Consider the following 23,456-nt stretch of genomic DNA (forward strand, 5'->3'; position numbering starts at 1 on the left):
ACGTGAGAAGGGGGCTCCATGAGCAGGCCCGAGGTCCACCCGGTCGACGCCCGCCCGCCCTTGCCGAAGCTGACCTTGCTCGGCCTGCAGCACATGACGATCATGTACGCGGGCTCGGTGGCCGTCCCGCTCGTCGTGGGCAGCGCGCTGAAACTGGACACGGCGACGATCGCGTTGCTGGTCAACGCGGATCTGCTGGTCGCGGGCATCGCGACGCTGATACAGGCGGTCGGGATCGGGAAGATCTTCGGCATCCGGCTGCCGGTGGTGGCGGGCGCGACGTTCACCGTGGTCAACCCGATGATCATGATCGCCTCCCAGTACGGCATGCAGGCCGTCTACGGCGCGATGATCGCGTCGGGTGTCTTCGGCCTGCTCATCGCGAAACCGTTCGCGAAGATGATCCGCTTCTTCCCGCCGCTGGTTTCGGGCACGCTGCTCATGGTCATCGGCGTTTCGCTCATCGACCCGGGCGTCGGCCTGATCGCCGGCCACGACACCGAATCGCCGGATTACGCGAAGCCCGCCAACATCGCGCTCGCGTTCGGCGTGATCGCGGTGATCGTCCTGTTCACCCGGGTCCTGCACGGGTTCGCGAGCCAGATCGGCCCGCTGCTGGCGCTGCTGATCGGTCTGGTCGCGGCCATCCCGATGGGCTTGGTGAGCTTCAAGGGGGTCGCCGACGCCGGCTGGTTCGGTCTCGCGTCGCCGTTCCACTTCGGCCCGCCGACCTTCCCGATCGCGGCCGTGCTCTCGATGTGCGTCGTGATGCTGGTGACCTACACCGAATCCACCGCGGACCTGGTCGCCGTCGGCGAGATCACCGGACGACCGGCGACGGATTCCGACCTCGCGCGCGGTCTCGCCACCGACGGCCTTTCGGCCATCCTCGGCGGCGCGATGAACTCGTTCCCGGACACCGCTTTCGCGCAGAATGTCGGCCTCGTGCAGATGACCGGGGTGCGCAGCCGATGGGTGGTCGCGATGGCGGGTGGTTTGCTCGTGCTGATGGGTCTGGTGCCGAAGGTCGGCGCCTTCGTCGCGGCCGTGCCGGAGCCGGTGATCGGCGCGGTCGCGGTGGTCATGTTCGCGATGGTCGCCGCGGTCGGCGTGCAGAACCTGAAGAAGGTGGAGTTCTCCGGCAACCACAACACTTTCATCGTCGCGGTGTCGGTCGGGGTCGGGCTGCTGCCCGCGTTCGCCACGAACCGGTTCGGGAATTCGATCTTCTTCCAGCATTTCCCGGTGTGGCTTCAGACCATCTGCGGCAGCCCGATCACGGTCGCCGCGATCGTCGCCTTCACCCTCAACCTGCTGTTCAACCACCTCGGCAAACGCCGGGACCCGGATCTACTGCAAGCGCCTTAACAGAAGAGCCACTTCGGCCACAGCTTGCACTCTTCGGTCGGCGTCGTCGAGGGCGGCGGCGGAGTCGGGTTGGGCGGCTGCGGCACGACGGTGGATCCGGTCGTCCTCGGCGGATCGGCGGGCTCGTTCGACGAAGGCGGCGTAGTGGGATCCGGGGAGTCGGACGTCGACGCGGCCGAACTCGACGTGCGGCGGCTGGACGACGTCCGGCTGGGCCGCGAGGAAGGCTCCCCCTCGCCGGTTTCGACCGTCTCGGTGGACGGGACCGCTGACGTCGCACCGGCTCCCCCGTTTTCCGAAGGCCGCTTCGGCATCTCGATGACGCTCATCTGGTGCGGCGCCGCGTTCGGTTCCGGGTCCGAATCGAACCCGACGAGAACAGCGGCCGTGCCGCAGGCGACGACCACGGCGATCACCACCGCGACAACTCTCCAGCGTGACTTTGCCCGTGACTCCTCGTGGTCGTCCCAGCCCTCGCGAATAAGCAGGTCGGCGACCGAAACGTCGTCGTCATCCACCAGCTGAAACCTTTCACACCGGGAACGAGCGAAGAGTAGTTTTACCGCAACTCACCGCCGAATGGGTGAAGTTAACCAAAAATTATTCACCCGATGGAACACGCCAGCGTAGGCCAGTCACACAGCGTGCATCCGTCCGCTTCCGCTCATCTCGGCCGTGACCGACCTTCGGTTCGCGTATACAGCGCCCCCCGCGGGTGGTGTAATCGACGGTGCCAGCACCGGAAGAGGGGATTCGGACGGATCATGGAGGCTGACGCCCTCGCCGTGCCCGGAGCCGGGAATTCCGGTCACCCGGCAGGCGCCCCGCTCGGAAACGGGCCGGTCGGCGATCTCGGCCTCGCGGGCGACCACGCCGCCATCTGGTCGTACGACTTCGAGCACGAGACCCTGTCCTGGCTGCCAGGACTGGAGAACCTGCTGGGTGGAGGCGTCCTCACCGAAGCCGAGATCGAGTCGAGGCTCGCCGATCTGGTGGCCCCGCTGACCTCCGGCACCCGCACTTCCCCGCCATGGCGCGAATTCGAACTCGAGCAGTCGTTCCGGAACCCGGCGGACGAGGTCCGCTGGGTCCGGCTGCGTGCGCGCACCATCGGTGACGACAACGGCTCGACGGGCCTGCTCGGCATCGCCACCGACGTGACCGACATCCGCGAGAACCGGCAAGCCCTCGAAGACCTCACTGACCGTTACCGGCTTCTGGTGGAACTCAGCCCCGACGCGGTCTGCGTCCACGAAGCCGGCGTTGTCACGTACGTCAACCGAGCGGCCGTCACCGCGCTCGGAGCGTCTTCGACCGCCGAGCTGATCGGGCGGCCGATCATGGACTTCGTCGCCGACGAGTCGCTCCCGGCCCTGCTGGACAGGATCGCGTCGCTCCACCGCCAAGGCGCGTCGACCGACCCCGCCGACACCGTCATGCTCCGCCTCGACGGCACGAAGTACCTGGTCCAGAGCATCTCGGTGCGCACGACGTGGGAAGGCAGGCCCGCGTTCCAAGTCATCATGCGTGACATCAGCGCGCAGAAGGCCGCCGAAGCGACCCTGCGCTACCAGGCCGCGCTGATCAGCCATGTCAGCGACGCGATCATCGCGACCAGCGGCACCGGTGTGGTGACCAGCTGGAACCCCGCCGCCGAGAACGTCTACGGCTGGACGGCCGGCGAGGCGATCGGCGGAACGGTCAGCGAGCTCGTCGGCGCCGAGCTGGACCCGGAAACGGTGCTGCGCAGGGGCGGCGTCATGCGGACGACCCACCGCCATCGCAACGGCTCGACATTGGCCATCCGCATCTCGGCCGCGGAGATGAACGACGGGTTCGTCCTGGTCTGCGCCGACGAAACGGCCCGGCGGCGCGCCGAACAGCACTACAGCACGGTGGTCGCGTCCCTGGACGAGGGCGTGGTCGTGATCGGCCCCGGCGGTCTCATCGAATCGGCCAACCCCGCGGCGTGCCGGATCATCGGCGTCGGCCACGACGACCTCATCGGCGTCCCGTGCGTGACACTGGAGCTGTACGACGAGCAGGGCCGGATCCCGCCCGCCCGGATGCCGTCGGTGATCACCCGGCGCACCGGGGCCACGCTGACCGGTCTCGTGCTGCGGTTGCGCAGGCCCGCCGGCGACGACGTCTGGATCTCGCTGACGTCGCGGCTGCTGACCCCGGAAGACCCGTCGGCCCAGGCGGTGGTCGCCTCGTTCACCGACATCACCGAACGCCGCGCCATCGGCGAACGGCTCGCCCACGAGGCGACGCACGACCCGCTCACCGAACTCGCGAACCGGACGCTGGTGCTGGACAGCCTCGCCGAGGCGCTGTCCGGCGCCGGCCGTGCCGAGCTGACCACGCTGCTGTTCATCGATCTCGACAAGTTCAAGGTGATCAACGATTCCCTCGGGCATTCGGTCGGGGACAAGGTGCTCCGCATCGCGGGCGAACGGCTGCGCCGGGGGATCGGCGAGAACGATCTCGTCGGCAGGCTCGGCGGCGACGAATTCGTCGTCGTGACCGCGGAAATCACCGAGCCGCACGAGATCAAGGCGCTGGCCGAGCATCTGCGCGAAGCGCTGACCGAACCGATCACCGTCAACGGCAGGCAGCTGCACATCGACGCCAGCATCGGCATCGTCACCGCGGCCAACGACGACACCCGGACCGCCGAAGACCTCCTGCGCGACGCGGATGTCGCGATGTACCAAGCGAAAACGCTCGGCCGGGCGCGCTACGAGTTCTTCGACGTCGAGCTGCGCGAGCGGATGCAGCGGCGGCTCCGCATGGAACAGGACCTGCGCGACGCGCTGCAGAACGAGGAACTCTGGACGGCGTACCAGCCGGTCGTGGACATCGAATCCGGCGAGATGGTCGCCGTGGAAGCGTTGCTGCGCTGGAAACATCCGGCGCACGGCACGATCTCGCCCGCCGAGTTCATCCCGCTCGCCGAGGAAAGCGACCTGATCAACCTGATCGGCAAGTACGTCCTGCGCACCACCACCCGCGAGATCGCCAGACGGCGCGAGCAACTCGGCATCGACCTCAACCTCAAGGTCAACCTCTCGGCCCGGCAGCTGGACGACCCGCATCTGGTCGCCGGCGTGCAGGACGCGCTGAAGACCACCGGGCTCCCGCCGCACGCGCTGACCCTGGAGGTCACCGAGAGCGCGCTGATGCGGGACCAGGCCGCGGCCGCCGAAGTCCTGTCGTCGTTGCGCGATCTCGGTGTCTCACTGGCGATCGACGACTTCGGCACCGGCTACTCGTCACTCGCCCAGCTGCAACGGCTCCCCTTGGATACGCTCAAGATCGACCGCACCTTCGTCACCGGCATCGCGGAATCACGCGACGCGGCGGCGATCGTCAAGAGCATCATCGCGATGGCGCACGCGGTCGACCTGATCGTCGTCGCCGAAGGCGTCGAAGACGAACAGCAGCTCGCGATCCTGCGCGAGCTGCGTTGTGACCAGGCGCAGGGCTTCCATCTCGGTCGCCCCGCGCCGCCGGACGAACTTTTCGGAGCCTTGGGATGAGTGTCGAGATCAAAGCCGGAAAAGACCGCTACGACATCGTGGTGGACGGGAAAGTCGCCGGGTTCCTGGATACCCGTACTCGCCCGGACGCGATCCTGTTCCTGCACACCGAGATCTCGGACGATTTCGCGGGACAGGGCTTGGCTGGCAAGCTCGTGACCGCGGCGCTCGACGACGTCCGGGCGCAGGGCAGGTCCGTCCTGCCCTACTGCCCGTACGTGCGCTCGTTCATCGCGAAACACCGCGAGTACGAGGATCTCGTCCCCGAGGACAAGCGCGCCGAATTCGAACTCTGAGGCTCAGCCCGGATAGATCGCCAGCAGCTTCGCGAGCTCGTCCTCGGTGAGGACGACGTCCAGTTCGCGCAGCGTCGCGTCGAGCCGCTCGGACGGGATCGTGGTGGTCTCCTTGGTCCCGTCCGGGCGTTCGACGATGAACTCCTCGCCGACCAGTTTGCGGCTGAGTCCTTCCTCCAGCCGCATGACCACCAGCTGCCCGGTGAACGGCGACCGCGGATGCGTCGACGTGTAGTGGTGGTAGACCTCGTAGTCGATCCGGTGCATCGGCGTGAGCGTGAAGGCATGCAGGTCGGTCCAGTCGTCGCCCTCCTTCTTCTGCAGGCGCCACCAGTCGCCGTCGGCGACGAGCCGGTGCGGCCAGCCCGCCTGATCCACCACGGCGCCGTCGACCAGCGGCATCGGCACCAGCATCCCGGCGCCGAAGCCGACGTCGACCAGGTGCGGGACGCCGTCCGCCTCGACCACGAGCGTCATATGCGTGTACGGCCCGTTCTTCTGCGGCTGCACCCGCGCGACCAGGCGGCGTACGGGGTAGCCGAGCTGCTCGGCGGCCGCGGCGAAAAGGCTTCCGTGCTCGTAGCAGTAGCCGCCGCGATGACGGTGGACGAGTTTGCCGATCACGTCTTCGAGCGCGATTCCCTTGTGCTGCCCCAAAAGGACGTCGACGTTCTCGAACGGGACGGCCAGGATGTGTGCCTTCGCCAGCTCACGCAGCGCGGCGGCGGAAGGTTTCGCGCGATCCTGGCCGATCCGGCCGAGGTAGGTGTCGAGGTCGAGGGCGTCGACGGTCCATTCGTCGACCTGCTCAGGTGCGATTGTCATGCTCCGACATTGACACCTCCACCTAACTCGAAGTCAATATCGGCCAACTGGTAACTGGCAACGGCCACCGACTTTCGTCACTTCCACGAACGAGTGACGATTGGCCACCCTTCCGGAGTGAGCCGGTGAAACACACCGGTGTGGAAGGAGAAAGCAGATGAGGACTCGTTCCCTCGTCGCCGGTCTGCTGACCGGAGCGGCCGCCGTACTCGGGTTGGCGATGCCGGCTTCCGCCGCCGAACCGCCCTCGGGCGTTCAGCCGCTGATCGTGGGTGGTGTGGACGCGACCGAGACCTACAGCTTCATGGCGTCCATGCAGACCAAGAGCGGTGATCACAACTGCGGCGCGTCGCTGATCGCGCCGGAGTGGCTGGTGACCGCCGCGCACTGCGTCGAGGGCGAGCAGCCGTCGAACTGGCAGTACCGCATCAACACCACCGACCACACCAAGGGCGGCGAGGTCGCCGAGGTGGACAAGTTCGTGGTCCACGAGAAGTACGACGGCTCGGGCCCGTACGACATCGCCCTGGTGCACCTGACCAAGCCCGCGGAGGCGGCGCCGATCGAGATCGGCCAATCGCCGGCGGCGGGCACCGACGTGCGCGAGATCGGCTGGGGGCTGACCTGTCCGACGCGCGGCTGCGGTGAAGCACCCGTGATTCTCCAGCAGCTCGACACCAAGGTCGCCGAAGACTCCGGGTGCTCCGGCTCCGGTGCCTACGACGCGCAGACCGAGCTGTGCATGGACAACCAGGGCGGCAAGGCGAGCGCCTGCTACGGCGACTCGGGCGGCCCGGCCGTGGTGAAGTCGGGCGACAAGTGGACCCTGGTCGGCGCCACCAGCCGCGGCCAGACCGCGAGCTGCCCGGAGATGCCGGGCATCTACACCGACGTGACCGCGTTCGGCGACTGGGTCAAGCAGCAGACCGGTAAATAGACACCGAGTCCCGCGACGCGCGGTGGCGCCCGATGCTCCTGCGACATCGGCCGCCACCGCGCGGTTGCGTGAATCCGCCCCAGGCATGAAAAAACCGCCTCGATGTGCATCGAGGCGGTTCTGAGAGCGGTGGCCAGGGCCGGGGTCGAACCGGCGACCTTCCGCTTTTCAGGCGGACGCTCGTACCAACTGAGCTACCTGGCCGGGAACGCCGGCAAGGAGCCGAACGATCTTGCGACCCTGACGGGACTCGAACCCGCGACCTTCGCCGTGACAGGGCGACGCGCTAACCAACTGCGCCACAGGGCCTTGCATACTGCTTTGTAACTGTACTGCGTACTCCCAACGGGATTCGAACCCGCGTTGCCGCCTTGAAAGGGCGGAGTCCTAGGCCGCTGGACGATGGGAGCCCGGTTCGGTTTCGGCGAACCGACCGACCCGCGCTCTCCGGTGTCCCCGGGAGCGAACATAACTATAGGACACCCCCGATTCCGCTTCCGCACAGGGGGTCCCTTAGTTGTTCACAGGGCTGGGACCTGCGAGAACGCGGTGCCTTCAGGATATCAGGCCCGAGTGGCCACCCGGGCCTGAAACGAAGCCCGGCCGCGCGGCACACCTCCGCGCGACCGGGCCCCGTGAACGAACTCAGCGCTGCACGGGCGCCTGCCCGTCCTCGTCCAGCGTCAACCCCAGCATGTCCAGCAACTGGACACAGTCATCGACACCCAACGCCCCGTTGGCCACCGCCAGCCGGGCACGGCGCACCTGATCGTCGGACACGCGCTGCGCGTCCCCCTGACCGGTGCGCTGCGCCGGCAGACCACCGGCCAACGTCGTCGAGCTTCCCCCATCGGCACCTTCGTACCGAAGGAGGAACTGTCGAACTTCCACAGACCCACCCATGGTTCCTCCAGACGGCCAACGAACAGCTTGGCCGCGAGGCTAGCCAGAGCCGGCCGCGACACACAGCCCCCCGGAGAGTGAACCTGCCGCCACGCTCCGCACAACGCAGAGCGATCACGCGTACGTCCGCGCCACATGAACCCCAGGCGAACCACAGGTGGCGCCCTGCCCGGAATTCTGCCCGCGCCCACTCGCCCTTCTCAGCAAACCGTGCGACAATCGATTTGCTGACACACCCCCGGTCAGCGCCTGTGGAGATCCCCTCCGACCCCCGCGTTCCTCCCCCTGGCGCGGGGGTCGCTCCGTTTTCTGGGGGCCACCCCCAGACCCCGGGTTCCTGGCCGCGGCGGTTGGCAGCCCAGGACGGGGAACCTTGATCGAATTTGTTCCGGGTTGCGGGTTGTGATCATGGGAAAAGGTTTTCCTGTCGGGGTTGGGCCATTCGGGACAAAAGAATCGGTGTGTCGTGGCTCACTGTGGTTGGTTTGCCGAGACCGAACCGTTATCGTGGCCCGGTGCCCCTTCCTTCCTTGAGCCGTCGTAGCGGCAGCCGCACGAACCTGAAGCCGGTCAACCCCGGTCGTCACCGCAACTCCGCCTCCAAGGAGGCCGAAGCGGTCGTCGAAGACACGGAGCTCACCAGCTACCTTCGTGCCCTCGCCCCTGAGAACGACCCGGAAAGCACCGGCACCGGCAAGCGCTTCGGTGAAGCACAGGTGTTCCAGCTGCGCATGAACCTCATCGCCTGCGAACAGCTCAAGGACGCCGCCGCCGAGCGCAACCTGTCGCCGCAGGCGCTGGCGCAGGAATGGATCCTCGAGCGCCTCTCGTGGGAGTCGCAGGCCAACTCGGCCCAACAGCGCCGCCACGAGGAAGCCCACACCGACGAATTCCGCTTCGACGCCAACGCGTGGGAGCAGCCCGTCCCCCGCTGACCCGTCGCCCGGAACGGAACAGCACAACAGAAGAAGCCTTCAAGGCAAGAGAAAAGCCCCCGGCGATTCGCCGGGGGCTTTTCTGATCAGTCTGAGCAACGCCTGAAGGGCGGACTCAGATCGCGCGGACCTTCTGGGCCTGCGGGCCCTTCTGGCCCTGACCGACCTCGAACTCCACTCGCTGGTTCTCCTCGAGCGTGCGGAAACCGCGACCCTCGATCTCCGAGTAGTGAACGAAGACGTCGCCCTCGCCGCCATCCTGCGCGATGAAGCCGAAGCCCTTCTCCGCGTTGAACCACTTCACAGTGCCTTGCGCCACCGCTTTACTCCTCGTTGCACATCCGCTTCGAGTGCCTCCGAAGCGACACCCAGACCGTCCCGGGCGGTTCCAACGAGTCGAGCGAAGAGCGCGTCACCGGCTCATGGCTCGCGTCAGAAGTTCCGCGAGTGTGAAGCCACGAACACGCAAAACGACGGCCTGATGGCAGAGTACCGGGATCTGGCCATATTTGAAGCCCGTGATCGGACTCTGGGCACCCCCAAGTACCAAGGTCACCGGAACGTCGTACGCCGATCCCGGTTCTGTCGGACCCCGTCGCTACCCTGTCGCCGCACGCCGACCTCAGGTCATCGCCGGACACGGACCGAAGTCGGTCATGCCCCGATCGTGAACCACGGCCCACCCGATTGTGACTCGCATCACTCTCCGTGGGATCAACTTAAGGGGCGGTCCGGACGTCATGGTCGGTGTACAGGGGAGCAAAGGGGAAGCTTTGAGGTTTTCGGAAACCGCGCGCCGCCGGGCGGCGTTCGCGGCACTGGGGTTGGTGGCCGTTCTGACGCTGGGGGCGTGCAGCAGCGAGCCGACCGTGTCGGCCAGCGGGCCGGACGGCGGCGGACCGGTCAGCAGTGACACCGGCGGGAAGGCTCCAGCGCCCGCCAAACTGACGTACGAGCCGGCGGCCGGCGCGCAGGACGTCGCGCCGGGGCAGCCCATCAAGGTCACCGTCGCCGACGGCACGCTCGACCAGGTCGTGCTGACCAATCCGGACGGCAAGCAGGTCGCGGGCCAGCCGTCCGAGGACAAGAAGAGCTGGTCCACCACCGAACAGCTCGGCTACGGCAAGGCGTACACGTGGTCCGGCAAGGCCACCGGCACCGACGGCAAACCCGTCGAGATCGGCGGGAACTTCACCACCGTCAAGCCGCGCAAGCAGGTGGGCGCGAACATCAACGTCTTCGACGGGCAGACGTACGGCGTCGCCATGCCGATCACGCTGACGTTCCCGAGCAAGGTCACCGACAAGGCGTCGGTCGAGAAGGCGCTGTCGGTCGAGACCACGCCGAAGACCGAGGGATCGTGGGCCTGGGTCCACGACGACACCTCGGTGCACTGGCGGCCGAAGGCCTACTGGCAGCCCGGCACCACGGTGAAGTTCAACGCCAAGATCTACGGCGTCAAGATCGGCGAAGGCGTGTACGGCAAGGAAGACCGCTCGGCGAGCTTCACGATCGGCCGCTCGCAGATCGTCAAGGGCAACACCCAGACCCACCGGCTCGTGGTGCTCCGTGACGGGCAGCAGATCGCGGACTACCCGGCCAGCTACGGCCTCGACGCCGACCCGGGCCGGGTCACGCCGAGCGGCACGCACGTGGTGATGTCCAAGCACGACACGTACTCGATGACCAACGAGCGCTACAACTACGAGAACATCGTCGTCCCGTCCGCGGTGCGGTTCTCGACCAACGGCGAGTTCATCCACGGCTACGCGCCCTCGATCTGGGCGCAGGGCAAGAAGAACATCTCGCACGGCTGCGTGAACCTGGCTCCGGCGAACGCCAAGGCGTACATGGACGGCGCCCTGGTGGGCGACCCCGTCGAGATCGAGGGCAGCACCGTGAAGATCAACCGGGCGCGCGACTACAGCGACTGGACCTACTCCTGGGACGAGTGGACCAAGCTGTCCGCTCTCGCGAGCTGAAGTACTTCCATGGAACCGGGCGGCCGGAGACCTTCGCGGTCTCCGGCCGTTCGTGTTGGTTGCCGTGCGCTGACCGGAAAGTTCCGCGGGGCGCCCTGCGGAGACGTCTCGGGAGATTTTCGAAACTCGATGCAACCGCGTGGCGGGCGGGACGCATGTCTAACGACGTAAGGCGCCGCGGCCAATGAGCGGCGCCCGGATCGAGGAGACACTCTTGCGTACTCGTATCGCTCTTACCCTCGGCGCGCTGCTGCTGGCGGGCGGCGCCGCCTTCGCGACCACGTCGCTGGCGTCGGCCGATCAGAGCGCCCCGTCGCCGACGGCCACCCAGGCGCCCCAGCCGCCGACCGAGGCCCCCACCGCGGCACCGGGCGAGCCGACCCGCGCCACCACCGCCCCGGCGCGTCCGGAGCCCGCTCCGCAGAAGACCCGCCCCGACGTCGTGAAGCCCGGTGAGCACCGCGTGCCCAAGGCCGTTCCCGCCGGGCCGACCGGGGATCTGCACCTCCCCGCCATCGTCGAAGGAGCCGGTAACTAGGTGTCGTTGAGCCGCTCGTCGAAGACCGGGACGGGCTCGCCGTGGGACGGCGAGTTCGCCCGGTACTTCGACGAGCGCGCGCACAACCTGCGTGCCACCGCGTACCTGCTGTGCGGCGACTGGCATCAGGCCGAGGACATCACCCAGGCCGCGCTGCTGAAGCTGTACCTGGCTTGGCCGAGGCTCTCCCGGCACGACGCGCTCGACGGCTACGCGCGCAAGATCGTGCTGCGGACCTTCCTCTCCGAGCATCGGCGCGTGTGGCGCAAACGGGAGAAGCTCACCGACACTCTTCCCGACGTCCCGGGCGAGGCGGGGGGCACGGAACAGGAGATGCTGGTCAGGCACGCCCTCTCCGGCATCGCCCCGAAGCAGCGGGCCGTATTGGTGCTGCGCTACTTCGAAGATCTCGGCGTCGAAGAGACGGCCGCGGCGCTGGGCTGCAGCACAGGGAACGTGAAGAGCCAGGCCGCGCGAGGGCTGGCGACCCTGCGTAAGCGGCTCGGACCGCATTTCAGCGAACTGGCCTTGAGCGGAGCGCACGACGATGGGAGGTGAGGAGATGGACGAGGACATCAAAGGCGTGCTTTCGCACGGGGCGAGCGGTCCCCCGCTGGGTATCCGGGCGGCGGACATCATCGAGCGGGGTGGCCGGATCCGGCGACGACGCAAACGACTGGCGGTGGCGGGGAGTTCGCTGGCGACGGTCGCGGTGATCGTGTTCGGCGCGATCGCCGTCGGCGGTCGTGGCGGCGAGGGTTCCGCGCCGGTGCAACCCGCGGGGCCGGGCCTTTCGACCATCGCCCCCGCACCGGTCTCGCCCGTGCCTTCCGAGACTCCCCGGCCGGAGGTCGCCCCGCAGGAACCGCCCGTTTCGGAGACGACGCCGAAACCCGGGCAGACCCGTTCGGTTCCCCGGACCGGCCAGCCGAGCCGCACGACGACGGCCGTCCCACCAGGGCCCACCCCGACGAAGCAGCCGAGCGAACCGCCGACGGCGGTCACGACCCGCTGACCTCCTGCCCGGAACGTCCGATTCGCAGGGATGTGACCCACAGTAATCGGAAATTCTCCGACATCGGCTTCACCTGGTGCTTCGTCACCTATCCGGGGGAACGGCGTTCGTTCGACCGATTCAAAGCGCTGAACGCCGACGTTTGAACGCCTACGGTCGGGGGAACAAACCCTCGACGATGGGTAAGTAAACGGGTGGGTCGGGAGGTCAAACCCATGGCCGAAGAGGCGCTGAGCGCGTCACATCAGGAAAAAGGGGAACCGGCGGAGGCCCCACCTGAGCAGATCAGAAAGGCCGTCGCCGGAGCGGCGATGGGTAACTGCATCGAGTGGTACGACTTCGGTGTTTTCGGCTTCATGCCCGCCATCCTGGGGCAGGTCTTCTTCAACGCTTCGAGCACTTCGGAAGGTGCGCTGGCGACCTTCGCGGTCCTCGCGATCACCTTCATCGTGCGGCCGTTCGGCAGCTTCGTGTTCGGTCCGCTGGGGGACAAGATCGGGCGCCAGAAGGTGCTCGCGCTGACGATCATCCTGATGTCCGGGTCGACGTTCATCATCGGCCTCTTGCCGTCCTACGCGACGATCGGCCCGGCCGCGGCCGTCCTGCTGATCCTGTTGCGCACCATCCAAGGCTTCTCGGCGGGCGGTGAGTACGGCGGCGCGGCGACGTTCATCGCGGAGTACGCGCCGGCCCGACGCCGGGGTTTCTGGGGCAGCTGGCTGGAGTTCGGCACGCTCGTCGGGTTCGCGATGGGCGCCGGCTTCGTCACGATCTTCACCGTCGTCCTCGGCGACGAGGCCATGCGCGAATGGGGCTGGCGCCTGCCGTTCCTGATCGCGGGGCCGCTCGGCATCGTCGGTCTTTACCTGCGGAACAAGCTGGAAGACACTCCGCTGTTCCAGGAGATCGAGAAGAAGAACCAGGTCGAGAAGTCGCCGCTGAAGGCGCTGCTCAAGAAGCACTGGACGTCGATCCTGCACCTGATCGGCATCGTGGTGATGCTGAACGTCGCCGACTACATCGTGATCACGTATCTGGAGACCTATCTCAAGGACGTGGTCGGGTTCAGCGGGCACACGCCGTTGCTGATCATCCTGGCGACCATCGCGCTGATGCTGATCTTGATCGTGCCGGTCGGCATCCTGTCCGACAAGATCGGGCGAAAACCCATCCTGATCGCGAGTTGTGCGAGCTTCCTGGTGTTGCCGATCCCGGCGTTCTCGCTGATGGGCGCGGCCGCGGACGACCGGAACGCCTGGCAGCTCATGCTCGGCCTGGTGATGATCGCGGTGCCGCTCGTGCTGATCCTCGCCGTGCTGGCGGCGACGCTGCCGGCGATGTTCCCGACTCAGGAGCGCTACGGCGGTTTCTCCATCGGGTACAGCGTTTCGACCGCCGCGTTCGGTGGCACGGCGTCGTACGTCATCGGCAGCCTGGTGAAGTCCACCGGCGACAACCTGTGGCCCGCGTACTACCTGATGGGTGCGGCGGCCATCGCGGCCATCCCGATCCTGCTGCTGCCGGAAACGGCAGGGGTGTCGCTGCGTCGCATCGTGAGTTCGCGGATCATCCGGCGCCGGAAGCCGGAACCGGTCACTCCCGGCGGCGCCTCGGAGCTACCGGCGAGTTAACGTCTTTCCATGAGCCGTATCTCGCAGCCGTGGCCGCCGGTCGAAGTCGAACCGGCGACCGTTCATCCGAAAGCCCCGCAGCCGGGCAGTCACCTCGGCATCCACTTCGGTGAGTGTTTCGGGTGCGGCGACGAGATCGAGGCCGGGCTCCACCTGCATTCGACGGTGGGCGAAGGGACGACGGTGTACTCCAAGTTCACCGTCACCTCCGCCCATCAGGGTGCGCCCGGCCTCGCCCACGGCGGACTCCTCGCCTGCGCTTTCGACGAGGCGCTCGGCGCGACCGTCGGCAATCTGCTGCGCCGCCCCGCGGTCACCGGGAAGCTGGAGACGGATTTCCTCCGGCCGGTCCCGGTCGGCTCGACCTTGTACATCGCCACGAAACTGGACGGCGTCGCCGGCCGGAAGATCTACGTGAGCGCCGACGGTCGGCTCGACGCCGAAGACGGTCCTGTCGCGGTGCGCGCGAGGGCACTGTTCGTGCGGGTCGAGTTCGAGCACTTCAGCACCCACGGGGATCCCGAGGCGCTGCAGAAGCTCGCCGCCGCCCACGAGAAGGCCAAGCGCGAACGCGAGTGGGACATCAACCCCTGAGCATTTCGTCATCCGGATGCGGTGGTTCGTGGGACGAACCACCGCATTCAGATGACGAATCGCGGGCTAGGTGAGGGTGCGGGGCCGGATCGCGTTCGCCTTGTCGACGAGTTCGACACGCTGGTCGACCGATCCGGCCAACCGGGCCAACGTCCGGTAACAGCGCTCGAGCCCGAAGCGCAGGCCTCGTTCGTCCAGGTCACAGCCCAGCACCTTCGCCCCCGGCGTCGGCCGGTTCTGCGAGTTGAGCCAGCCGTACGCCGCTTCGAGGACCTCCGCCGACAAACGCGTGCGACGTTCGGCGTCGAGTTGCAGACGCTCCAGCCTGGTCGAGGCGTCGACGAGATCCCGCTCGGACACCATCACCGGGTCCTTGCCGCCGCCGTTGATCCTGGTCTTGATCTTGATCGCGGCCACCTGCGCGGCGACATAGTGCGTCGAAGACGCCGGGACGGCTTCGAGCACCTCGATCGCGCTCGCCCTGGCGCCCTGCGCGAGGTACACGCGAGCGAGGCCGAAGGCGGCGCTGACGTACGACCGGTCCGTTCGCCACACCAGCTCGTAGTAGCGCGCGGCGCCGAAGTAGTCCCCGACGCCCTCCGCGCTGACGGCCAACGCCAGCTTCGGCGCGATCTCGCCGGGCAGGTCGTCGTACACCGCTTCGAACGCGACTTGCGCGACGCGGGACCGGCCGCCCGCGAGCTCGATCAGTCCGCGGTACCAGTCGATCCGCCAGTCGTGCGGGAAGCCCGCCTTGATCGCGAGGTACTGCGCCGCCTGCAGCTGCCGCTGTGCCTCGACGAGCTCACCCAGCTCGATCCGGGCCCGGACGATGCGCAACCGGACCTCGATCGACTCGCGCGGCGCGCCGGCCAGCGACTCGATCGCGCCCTTGGGATCGAGCGCGACCGTCGACGCGAGCACACCCGCCGCCGCGTCGTCCGTGTCGACCTGCGGGATCGGCAGACCCGTGACCACCTCACCGGCATCCGGCAGCGGCACACTCCCGCCGTGCTCCGGGACGACCATGTCGACGCCGAACGTGCGTGTCTCCGGGCCGAACACGGTCGATGCGCCGGGCCGCGGCTTCCCGGTACCCAGCGCCATGATCTCGCGGAGCACACCGGTCAGCTGGTCGGCCATCTCCTCGGCCGCGATGAACCGGCGGTCCGGGTCCGTATGCGTCGCCCGCTTCAGGAAGCGGTGATACGAACCGAAGAGCGCGAACAACGGGACGACGTCCGGGCCGGGCAGGGTCGTCTTGTACTTGGTGGTGTAGCCGGAGAATTCGAAGCTGAGGACGGCGAGCGTACGGCCGACCGTGTACAGGTCCGACGCCACCGAAGCGCCGTGCGTCGCCAGCTCGGGCGCGCTGTAACCGGTGGTGAAGAACAGCGGGCTCTCGTAGTCGTCGATGCGGCGGACCGCGCCGAGATCGATCAGCTTGAGCTGTTCGTGCGTCTGGATGACATTGTCGGGCTTGAGGTCGCAGTACAGCAGGTTCTGGCCGTGCAAATAGCCCATGGCGGGCAGGATCTCGAGCCCGTAGGCGATCACCTGGCCGATCGGCAGCGGCTCCGGGCGCTTCGTCTCGCGGTGGTGCGCGAGCGCGAGCTGCCGCAGCGACTGGCCGCCGACGTACTCCATGACGATGTAGCCGACCGAGTTGCCGGTGTCGCCGTCCGGGTGCTGCACGAAGTTGTGGATCTTGACGATGTTGGGGTGTTCGACCTCGGCGAGGAACCGCTGCTCGTTGGCCGCGGCCGCCATCGCGGTGGCGTCGCCGGTGTCGATCAGACCCTTGAGCACCACCCAGCGGTCGCTGACGTTGTGGTCCTGCGCGAGATAGATCCAGCCGAGCCCGCCGTATGCGAGCGCGCCGAGGACCTCGTACTGGCCGCCGACGATCTCGTTCGGCCGCAGCTTCGGAACGAAGGAGAACGGGTTCCCGCACTTCTCGCAGTTGCCCTCGGGCGAGCCGGGCTTGCCGTCCTTGCCGCGGCCGACCTTGGCGCCGCAACTACCGCAGAAGCGCTTCTCCTCCGACACCATCGGGTTGTCGAGGACCGCGGAGGCCGGGTCGCGGTACGGCACCTGCGGAACGTCGACGAGGCCCGCGCCGAGACGGCCACGACGCGACGTGCGCGACGACGTCCGGCGCGCGGTGCCGGGGAACGAGCCGGTTCCGGTGCCGGTGCCCGTGCCACGGCTGCCCGATCCGGTGCCGGTGCCGGTTCCGCGGCTTTCGCTGGGTCGTTCGGGGAGGACGCTCTCCGTGCCCGGATCCGGCAGCTGCCCGGGTCCGTTGTCGACGCGCGGCGTCGGCGGCATGATGCTCTGCGTCTCCGGCGCCGGCGAGGCGAGCACGCTGGTCGGCTGCGGCGCGTCGGCGGACGCCTGGTTCTTCGGACTCACCGGGGCCATGTCGCCCGGCGGGCGCGTCGGATCCTCGGCGCCGGGGATCGGCCGCTGCCGGCCGCGCGGCGGAGTCTGCGGCCGCTGGACGGGCGCGTGGATGGCCGTGCGCTCGGCGTCACTCTCCGGCCTGGGCTCCTGCTTGGGCCGCGACGGATCGGAGAGATCGAGCCTGCCGGAAATGGACGGTTCGGGCGTATCCCAGCGGACCGGCGCCGGCGGCGTCCAGGAGGCGGACTCCGCCTCACGGTCCGGCGTGGCGTCGTCCGGCGCTGCGTGCCGAGGACGGCGCGGCTCTTCCGACACTGGTACCTCCCGAAATCCCCGCGACGGCGTCATCCCCGATCCTAGTGGTGAGCAGGCAGGTCGTGTCCGCGCCGGGTCGAACCCGCTACGGTGCGGTGGAGAACCGATTCAGCAGGTGATGAGGGGGAGGGACCGGTGCCTGCGTCATTTTCGATGTCGATGGCCCAACTCGACGTCGTACTCGAAGGTCTCGGGCTCGGCAGATTCGTGCTGCCCTTCGAGATCCCGACCGTCGGGACCACCATCTCCGAACGCGAGCGGCACTGCGAAGAGATCTGGGCCGGGCTGGCCGAGCGGGGCTTCGCCCGCGGCGGTGAACTCCTGCGCGACTACGACCAGACCCTCCGGCTCTGGGCCACCGGCGACTTCGTTCTCACCATGGAGGCGCACGAGGTCGAGCAGGACGCCGAATACCTCTACCGGGGCGCGTGGAACAGCCGCCTGGGTGTCGTGAGCCAGCAACGCGGATTCGACATCCTCTTCGAGCCGGTCTACCCCGAACAGGTCGTCGCGACCCTCCTCGGTTACCTGCCATCACTGCAACCATTCCCCGGACGGGTGACGACGTCCAGCACACTCCCCCCGTCCAAACGACCGGACGACCCGTTCGACGAGGACCCGGACAACCTCCGCCTGGGCGCCGCCGGCCGTTTCTTCGAGCACCCCCTCGCGCGGCTGGGCACGGTCAGCGTCACCCTGCGCGACGACCGGGGCAAACCGCAGCAGAAGAGCGTCCAGTGGTTCGACAGCGTTCAGGGCCGCTTCATGCTCGCCACCGACCGCTTCCCCGACGGTGAAGTCCGCCGCACGTTCACCCCGACGAGCGGCTCTCACCTGGCACGATGGGTCCACGACCTGGTCGAAGCCGCCCGCGTCGGCAGTGCGTGATCCACGCCGGAAGGCGTTCTTGCGGGTCGTTTCCGCTGATATCGTGATCTGACGAGCGCTATGAGTAACCGGGACTTGGTACAGGGGAGAGACCATGACTGAAGGTGCCGGCGGACCGCCGGGCAACTTCTCGGACATTCTGGGCGACTTCTCGGCGCAGGCCGACCGGATGGTGACGGCGGCGAAGGAGGGGCGGTTCAAGGTCAGCGAGGAGGCCGGGGAGGCCTTGAAGACCGCCATCGACGACTACGTCTCGGATTGGGCTAAGAACCAGCGGGCCTTTCAACGACTCGCCGAGCACCCGAAACTGGGCACAGGCCCCTTCGCTCAACAAGTCGGGCAACACGCCTCCCGCGTGGCCGACGGCGACGAACTGTCGGCCAAGACCCAACTGGACGCGCTCCAGAGCGTGCTCGGCCGAGCCAAGGCAGCGATAGAGCTGGCCAAATCCAAGTATCGGGAACAAGACGCAGGCAGCGCTGACCGTTTGAAATCTCTGCAAAAGGACTGACTCGAACCGACATGGACACCAATCCACGATCTTTGAAGCTTGCCGGCCTGCCGATCGCGCTCTCCCTCCTCCTGTCCGGTTGCTCGCAGGAGAAACCGGGAAATGCGGTTCCCGGGCCCTCGTCCGCGGCGCCATCGAGTTCGCAAAGCGGGAACCCGGCGAACGTTTTCGGTGATCTCAAAGCCTGTGAACTCCTCGAACCCACCACGACGCCCAAGGGCTTCGCTGCCCCGGAAATCGAACGATACGAAAGTGACAACGGGTGCGCGGCCCAAAAGCGAGGCTACGCATCCGTGAGCATTTATCTCGTTCCCGAGGCGGGCATCGACCAACTGTCCCCTGGGCAAGGAACCAAGGTCCCGACCAAGGTCGGTGGCCGTGAGGCCGTCGAAATTCCAGGCGACTCCGGCACCGAAGCTTGCACCGTCGCGATCGCTGTCACCCCCACTGCCCGGATGACGGCATCGACGTCCCTCAACGAGGGCACGAACGAAGAAGCCTGCGCACTCGCCAGAGAACTGGCCATCGCCGCTGAGCCCAAACTTCCCAAGGTGAGCTGATGGTCCTTCGCTTGCGTGGAGGTTCTCTGAGCGCACCGATCGCGGTACTCGCGGTCGCTGGTGCGTGTGCATCCGACGGCCGATGTAGTCGAAGACCTCCGCGCCTGCGATCTGCTGGAGCCCGCCGCCACGGCCCAAAGCTTCGACCCACCAGTCGTCAAGACCTACGAAGTCCCGGAAGCCGGCATCGGCCGGCTATCGCCAGGACAAGGAACCAAGGTTCCGAGCCGGGACGCCGTCGAAATCCGCGAGATCGCAGAAGCCGCTGAACCGAAACTGCCCAGAGGCAACTGACTACGGAACGGGAGGGACCATGGTCAACGTCGGCCAAGACGACTTCGACAGCAAGTTCTCGGCGATGGGCAACACCGGCCGGACGTATGAGGCCAAGCGGTACTCCGAAACGTACGACGAGGTCAACGCGGGCCCGGGCGGCAACTCCCTGACGGCGAGGCTGACGGCTGAAGCGAAGGCGGGGCAGTACTCGGCCGATCAGGCCGCGGCGCTCACGCAGGGCCAGCAGTTCCGCACCGGACTCAACCCGTCGGACCAGCGCTATGAAGCGGTCCCGCACGGCGAGCTGAAGAACATGGTCACGCAGGATCTCGATCCGCAGGACATCGACGAAAAGGGGCAGCTCTGGAACAACCAGGGCAACTCCCTGAACACCTTCAGCAACGCCGTCCGCGACGCGATCGGCAAAGAGGGCGAGCACTGGCAGGGCGACGGCGCCAAGTCGGTCACCGATTTCTTCTCCGACATCAGCAAGTGGGCCGACACCGCGGGCGACGGCGCGTATCTCGCGTCCAACCGGTTCTCCCAGTCCGCCGCCGCGGCCACCACCGCGAAGAACTCCATGCCCGAAGAGGTCCCGTTCGACCGCAACGCCGAGTACAAGAACGCCCTCAGTCAGCTCGCGACGGGGAACCTCGCGGGGGCGGTGGACACGGTCGGCAACATTTCGGCCAAGCAGGAGCAGTCGTTCCAGGCGCACCAGCAGGCCGCGCAGGTGATGCACACCTACGACCAGTCGCTTTTCGACGTCAACTCCAAGCAGCCCACGTTCGCCCCGCCGCCGGAGATGGGCGAGTCGACGACCGCGTCCGGGTTCTCCGGAGGTACGGAGGTCAACGGCTTCAGCGGTGGGCCGGGGCCCAACAGCGGTCCTGGGCCGGGGACGCCCGGGCCGGGTGGTCCGAGCGCGCCGGCGCCGGGGCCCGGGATCACCACGGGTGGCGGGCACACCGGGGGGCCGACGCCGGGTCAGCCGGCCGGCGGGCCGCCGGGGACGTTCCGGCCTGGGCCGACGCCGGGGTTGGCGGCGCTGAACACGCCCGGCCCCAGCGGGCTCGGCCGGTTGGGCGGCGAGCAGTATCGCGGCAAGCCCGGCCGGACGACGAGCGGGCCGGGCGGCAGCGCGGCGAGCCGGTTGACCAGTGGCGGAGGCGGCGGGTTCGGGCGCAACGGCGGCTCGGGCAACGTCGCCGAGCGGCTCGCCGGCGGCAAGGTTTCGGCCGGTGAGGCCGAGAAGCTCGCGGGCAAGGGCGGCGGGTCCGGGGCGGGCAAGCTGCCGGAGGAGCGGATCACGCGGGGTGGCGCGGCCGCCGCGGGCAAGAGCGGCGGCCCGGGCGCGATGGGTGCCGGTGGCGCCCCGGGCGGCAGGGGCCAAAAGGAAGAGGACAAGGAAAAGAAGGCCCCGAACTACCTGCAGGAGGAAGACGCCGACGTCTTGTTCGGCGGCTACGAAGGCGAAGGGAAGCCGGTGCCGCCGGTGATCGGCGAGAAGTCCCCCTGAGCCGAAGCGGGCCGTTCGGGAGCGAATCCCGAACGGCCCGTTCTCACTTGTACTGGGCCGGAGGCGGCGTCCCGCCCTCGAGTTTGTTCCCGATCCATTTCGCGTAGCTCGCCTGCCACGCGCCGCCGCGCACGTTCTCCAGCACGGCGTTCACGAACCGCACCATGTCCTCGTTCTCCTTCGGGACACCGATGCCGTAGTTCTCCTCGGTGAACCGGCTCCCCACGATCTTCAGCGTCGGGTCCTGCGCGAGCATCCCGGCGAGGATGACGTCGTCCGTCGACACGGCCTCGACCTGCTTCTGCTGCAGCATCACCAGGCAGTCCGACCAGTTGTCCACCGAGACCGGCACCGGCTTCGACGGATCCGCCGCGATCTTCGTCAGCGAGGTCGACGTCTTGGTCGCGCACACCCGCCGCCCGCCGAGGTCCGCCAGGTTCCCGATCTTCGAGGCGGATTCGACCAGGATCCGTTGCCCCGCCTGGTAATACGCGGTCGAGAAGTTGACCTTCTTCAGCCGGCTGCAAGTGATGCTGTAGGTCCGCACCACGATGTCGACCTGCTTCTTCTCGAGCACTTCTTCCCGCAGTTTCGACGGGATCGCGCGGAACTGCACACGGCCTTCCGCGCTGCCGAAGATCGCCTTCGCGATCTCGTTGACCATGTCGATGTCGAAGCCTTCGAGCTGGCCCGAAGTCGGGTTCCGGAAGCCGAACAGGAAGGTCGTCTGGTCGACGCCCGCGACGAGTTTGCCGTTCTCCTTGATCTTCGCCATCGTCGAGCCGCTGGTGATCGACGTGCCGCTGGTCGGCCGCAGGCTGGCCAGCGGGTTGCAACTCGTGTCGGTCGTTCCACCACCGCCGGCGTTGTCGGCGCCGCCGACGTTCGCGGGCTGCGGCGGCGCGACCTCGCCGACGGGAGCCGGGTCGACCGGCGCCCCCGCGCTGCCACAAGCCGTCGCCAGCACCAAGACCGCGCCGAGCACGGCCGTTCGCAGACCGTTCCGCATCATCGGTACTCCCTCAGCCGTTCACGGATTCCCAACGCGGACCCCGCCGCCGCGATCAGCGCCAGCACCGCGATCCCCGGCGCGAGCAGGGTCAGCGCGCGTTCGGCGCCGCGGGTGTCGTCGAGGAATTCCTGTCGTCCCACGTTGATCGCGGCCACCAGGTTCTCGTCGAGCCGCAGGAACGCCTTGGCGGCACCGTCGGGCTTGTCGTCACGGATGGCGGTGTCGACGGCGTCCTGGTACGAGCCGTCGTCGTCCTGCTTCCGCACTTGCCCGTGCGCCTTGAACCAGGCCGACGCCGCTTGGATGGCCGCGTCCACCTTGTCCGCGGCCGCGCCGCCCGCGGCGAGACCGCGGGCCTCGCCCAGCAAGCCGCCCTGGCCGTCCGTCCCGCCGAGTTGCCCGGCGAGATCGATGAAGTCCTTTTCGTACGCCGCGCCGTCACCCCTGGCGACGAGGGTCAGCGTTTCGTCGGCTCGTGCCTGCAGTGCCGCGATCCGGGCACGGACGAGGACGTCCACCTGGTGCGAGCCGTCTTCTTCACCGCTGCCGACGAGGGAGCTCTGCACGATCAGCGCGACCGCGCCCCACAGCAGGGCCACCACCACCGACACCGTCGCGACGACCAGCCCGACGTTCAGCAGCCGGTTGGTCTTCCGCGTCAGATGCACCTGCGTGACGATCAGCGCGGCGAGCAGGGCGAGCACCAAAGCCGTTGCCAGCCAAGGAAATCCGGTCGCGTCGTCCTGTTCGGCGGCGAGCCGGTCGGTGTCGATGCGGTACAGGTCCTGGGCGGCGGGAAGGATTTTCGCCCGCATCAGCTCGGACGCTTCCCGCAGATACGAGGCGCCGACGGGGAAACCCTGCCGGTTGTAGGTGCGCGCGGTCTCGATCAGTCCTGTGTAGACCGGGATTTCGCGGCCGAGGGTGTTGATCCGCTCCGCCGCTTCGTCGACGCCGGAGGAGTCCGATGCCGCCTTCGCCAGCGCCGCCCCGGCCTCCGCGATGTCGCGTTCGTACCGCTGGCGCATCGCGAGCGGCTCGGTGCCGATGGAGAGGAACGAACTGGCCGCGGTCGCGTCGGCGTCCGAAAGCGCGCGGTAGACCTGTTGCGCGGCGGCGGCGAGCGGTTCGCGGTGGTCGATCAGGCCGTTGATCGTGTCCTTCTTGTCCTGCGCGGCCAGCGTGCCGAACAGGCCCGCGACCAGCGACAGCAGGACGAGCCCGATCGCGATCACCGACAGCCTGCCCGGCGTGGTCGCCGCGGACCGGATGATCGCGCGGATCCCGTTGCCCGGCAGTTCGAGCAGCCCGGCGATCCCTCCGCGACCTCCCGGCGCGGAGGGCGGCTCGGGGCTCCCCGGCGGCCCCGGCCGGGTCACTGTGCTCGTCATCGCCGATCCTCC

23 protein-coding genes and 3 tRNA genes are annotated in these 23,456 nt (G+C 67.9%); 17 read left to right on the forward strand and 9 right to left on the reverse strand.

What is annotated here, in order from left to right:
- The first annotated feature begins 18 nt into the window (after positions 1-18).
- The 4 genes from BLW75_RS21960 (at position 19) to BLW75_RS21975 (ending at position 5,206) form a co-directional block, all read left to right on the forward strand.
- Positions 19-1,368: a nucleobase:cation symporter-2 family protein gene (locus tag BLW75_RS21960; protein WP_034310442.1), complete on the forward strand. Its 1,350-nt coding sequence runs from the start codon at positions 19-21 to the stop codon at positions 1,366-1,368.
- Between the two features lie 24 nt (positions 1,369-1,392).
- Positions 1,393-1,893, forward strand: a complete 501-nt coding sequence (locus tag BLW75_RS42885; protein ID WP_158005375.1) for a hypothetical protein — start codon at positions 1,393-1,395, stop codon at positions 1,891-1,893.
- A 239-nt stretch (positions 1,894-2,132) separates the two neighbouring features.
- The gene (locus BLW75_RS21970) at positions 2,133-4,910 is read left to right on the forward strand and encodes a sensor domain-containing protein (protein ID WP_034310437.1); all 2,778 of its coding nucleotides are present in this window, start codon (positions 2,133-2,135) and stop codon (positions 4,908-4,910) included.
- Entirely contained in the window at positions 4,907-5,206 is a 300-nt protein-coding gene (locus tag BLW75_RS21975; RefSeq protein ID WP_034310435.1) for a GNAT family N-acetyltransferase, read from the forward strand. Before BLW75_RS21970 ends, BLW75_RS21975 begins: the two co-directional genes overlap by 4 nt.
- Positions 5,207-5,209: 3 nt before the next feature.
- Here BLW75_RS21975 and BLW75_RS21980 read toward each other — a convergent pair whose 3' ends face one another.
- Positions 5,210-6,031, reverse strand: a complete 822-nt coding sequence (locus BLW75_RS21980) for an arylamine N-acetyltransferase family protein (protein WP_034310433.1) — start codon at positions 6,029-6,031, stop codon at positions 5,210-5,212.
- 157 nt (positions 6,032-6,188) lie between these two features.
- Here BLW75_RS21980 and BLW75_RS21985 point away from each other — a divergent pair, with 157 nt between their 5' ends.
- On the forward strand, positions 6,189-6,968 hold the full coding sequence (locus tag BLW75_RS21985; protein WP_034310432.1) for a S1 family peptidase: 780 nt from the start codon (positions 6,189-6,191) through the stop codon (positions 6,966-6,968).
- Between the two features lie 130 nt (positions 6,969-7,098).
- Here the strand turns inward: BLW75_RS21985 and BLW75_RS21990 are convergent.
- The 4 genes from BLW75_RS21990 to BLW75_RS22005 form a co-directional block, all read right to left on the reverse strand.
- A tRNA-Phe gene (locus BLW75_RS21990) sits at positions 7,099-7,172 on the reverse strand.
- A 31-nt stretch (positions 7,173-7,203) separates the two neighbouring features.
- Positions 7,204-7,277 (reverse strand) — tRNA-Asp (locus BLW75_RS21995).
- Positions 7,278-7,305: 28 nt separating this feature from the next.
- Positions 7,306-7,378: transfer RNA gene (locus BLW75_RS22000), tRNA-Glu, on the reverse strand.
- A gap of 235 nt (positions 7,379-7,613) precedes the next feature.
- Positions 7,614-7,871: a hypothetical protein gene (locus BLW75_RS22005; RefSeq protein WP_020633070.1), complete on the reverse strand. Its 258-nt coding sequence runs from the start codon at positions 7,869-7,871 to the stop codon at positions 7,614-7,616.
- 515 nt (positions 7,872-8,386) lie between these two features.
- Here BLW75_RS22005 and BLW75_RS22010 point away from each other — a divergent pair.
- Positions 8,387-8,806, forward strand: a complete 420-nt coding sequence (locus tag BLW75_RS22010; protein ID WP_034310430.1) for a hypothetical protein — start codon at positions 8,387-8,389, stop codon at positions 8,804-8,806.
- 115 nt (positions 8,807-8,921) lie between these two features.
- Here BLW75_RS22010 and BLW75_RS22015 read toward each other — a convergent pair whose 3' ends face one another.
- Positions 8,922-9,125 carry a cold-shock protein gene (locus tag BLW75_RS22015; protein ID WP_003097368.1) on the reverse strand — a complete coding sequence of 68 codons (204 nt, stop codon included), beginning with the start codon at positions 9,123-9,125 and terminating at the stop codon, positions 8,922-8,924.
- 421 nt (positions 9,126-9,546) lie between these two features.
- Here BLW75_RS22015 and BLW75_RS22020 point away from each other — a divergent pair, with 421 nt between their 5' ends.
- The 6 genes from BLW75_RS22020 to BLW75_RS22045 all read left to right on the forward strand — a co-directional run bounded on the left by BLW75_RS22020 (position 9,547) and on the right by BLW75_RS22045 (position 14,566).
- Positions 9,547-10,788 (forward strand): L,D-transpeptidase, encoded by a 1,242-nt coding sequence (locus BLW75_RS22020; protein WP_034310427.1) that lies wholly within the window; start codon positions 9,547-9,549, stop codon positions 10,786-10,788.
- Between the two features lie 184 nt (positions 10,789-10,972).
- The gene (locus BLW75_RS22025) at positions 10,973-11,326 is read left to right on the forward strand and encodes a hypothetical protein (protein WP_034310425.1); all 354 of its coding nucleotides are present in this window, start codon (positions 10,973-10,975) and stop codon (positions 11,324-11,326) included.
- A complete protein-coding gene (locus BLW75_RS22030; protein WP_034310423.1) occupies positions 11,327-11,884 on the forward strand; it encodes a SigE family RNA polymerase sigma factor in 558 nt (185 codons plus the stop codon).
- 4 nt (positions 11,885-11,888) lie between these two features.
- The gene (locus tag BLW75_RS22035; protein WP_241783523.1) at positions 11,889-12,341 is read left to right on the forward strand and encodes a hypothetical protein; all 453 of its coding nucleotides are present in this window, start codon (positions 11,889-11,891) and stop codon (positions 12,339-12,341) included.
- Between the two features lie 215 nt (positions 12,342-12,556).
- Positions 12,557-13,972 carry an MFS transporter gene (locus tag BLW75_RS22040; RefSeq protein WP_034310418.1) on the forward strand — a complete coding sequence of 472 codons (1,416 nt, stop codon included), beginning with the start codon at positions 12,557-12,559 and terminating at the stop codon, positions 13,970-13,972.
- Between the two features lie 9 nt (positions 13,973-13,981).
- Positions 13,982-14,566 (forward strand): PaaI family thioesterase, encoded by a 585-nt coding sequence (locus BLW75_RS22045; protein ID WP_020633063.1) that lies wholly within the window; start codon positions 13,982-13,984, stop codon positions 14,564-14,566.
- 66 nt (positions 14,567-14,632) lie between these two features.
- Here the strand turns inward: BLW75_RS22045 and BLW75_RS22050 are convergent, their stop codons facing one another.
- The gene (locus tag BLW75_RS22050) at positions 14,633-17,287 is read right to left on the reverse strand and encodes a serine/threonine-protein kinase (RefSeq protein WP_034310416.1); all 2,655 of its coding nucleotides are present in this window, start codon (positions 17,285-17,287) and stop codon (positions 14,633-14,635) included.
- 159 nt (positions 17,288-17,446) lie between these two features.
- On the opposite strand from BLW75_RS22050, the gene BLW75_RS22055 reads away from it, so the two are divergent.
- The 5 genes from BLW75_RS22055 to BLW75_RS22075 all read left to right on the forward strand — a co-directional run bounded on the left by BLW75_RS22055 (position 17,447) and on the right by BLW75_RS22075 (position 21,041).
- Positions 17,447-18,175 carry an ESX secretion-associated protein EspG gene (locus tag BLW75_RS22055; RefSeq protein WP_244175786.1) on the forward strand — a complete coding sequence of 243 codons (729 nt, stop codon included), beginning with the start codon at positions 17,447-17,449 and terminating at the stop codon, positions 18,173-18,175.
- 94 nt (positions 18,176-18,269) lie between these two features.
- Positions 18,270-18,686 carry a hypothetical protein gene (locus BLW75_RS22060; RefSeq protein ID WP_034310412.1) on the forward strand — a complete coding sequence of 139 codons (417 nt, stop codon included), beginning with the start codon at positions 18,270-18,272 and terminating at the stop codon, positions 18,684-18,686.
- Positions 18,687-18,697: 11 nt separating this feature from the next.
- Positions 18,698-19,246 carry a DUF3558 family protein gene (locus tag BLW75_RS22065; RefSeq protein WP_034310409.1) on the forward strand — a complete coding sequence of 183 codons (549 nt, stop codon included), beginning with the start codon at positions 18,698-18,700 and terminating at the stop codon, positions 19,244-19,246.
- Between the two features lie 66 nt (positions 19,247-19,312).
- Complete coding sequence (locus tag BLW75_RS22070) at positions 19,313-19,540, forward strand: hypothetical protein (RefSeq protein WP_143055341.1); 228 nt, start codon at positions 19,313-19,315, stop codon at positions 19,538-19,540.
- A gap of 19 nt (positions 19,541-19,559) precedes the next feature.
- Positions 19,560-21,041, forward strand: a complete 1,482-nt coding sequence (locus BLW75_RS22075) for a PPE domain-containing protein (protein WP_034310404.1) — start codon at positions 19,560-19,562, stop codon at positions 21,039-21,041.
- Positions 21,042-21,084: 43 nt separating this feature from the next.
- Here the strand turns inward: BLW75_RS22075 and BLW75_RS22080 are convergent, their stop codons facing one another.
- Both BLW75_RS22080 and BLW75_RS22085 read right to left on the reverse strand, forming a co-directional pair.
- On the reverse strand, positions 21,085-22,050 hold the full coding sequence (locus BLW75_RS22080) for a glutamate ABC transporter substrate-binding protein (RefSeq protein ID WP_034310773.1): 966 nt from the start codon (positions 22,048-22,050) through the stop codon (positions 21,085-21,087).
- The gene (locus BLW75_RS22085; RefSeq protein WP_034310402.1) at positions 22,050-23,444 is read right to left on the reverse strand and encodes a hypothetical protein; all 1,395 of its coding nucleotides are present in this window, start codon (positions 23,442-23,444) and stop codon (positions 22,050-22,052) included. The genes BLW75_RS22080 and BLW75_RS22085 overlap by 1 nt, the downstream gene beginning before the upstream one ends.
- Positions 23,445-23,456 lie beyond the last annotated feature (12 nt).

The sequence above is a fragment of the Amycolatopsis lurida genome (genome assembly GCF_900105055.1).
Lineage (GTDB): Bacteria > Actinomycetota > Actinomycetes > Mycobacteriales > Pseudonocardiaceae > Amycolatopsis > Amycolatopsis lurida.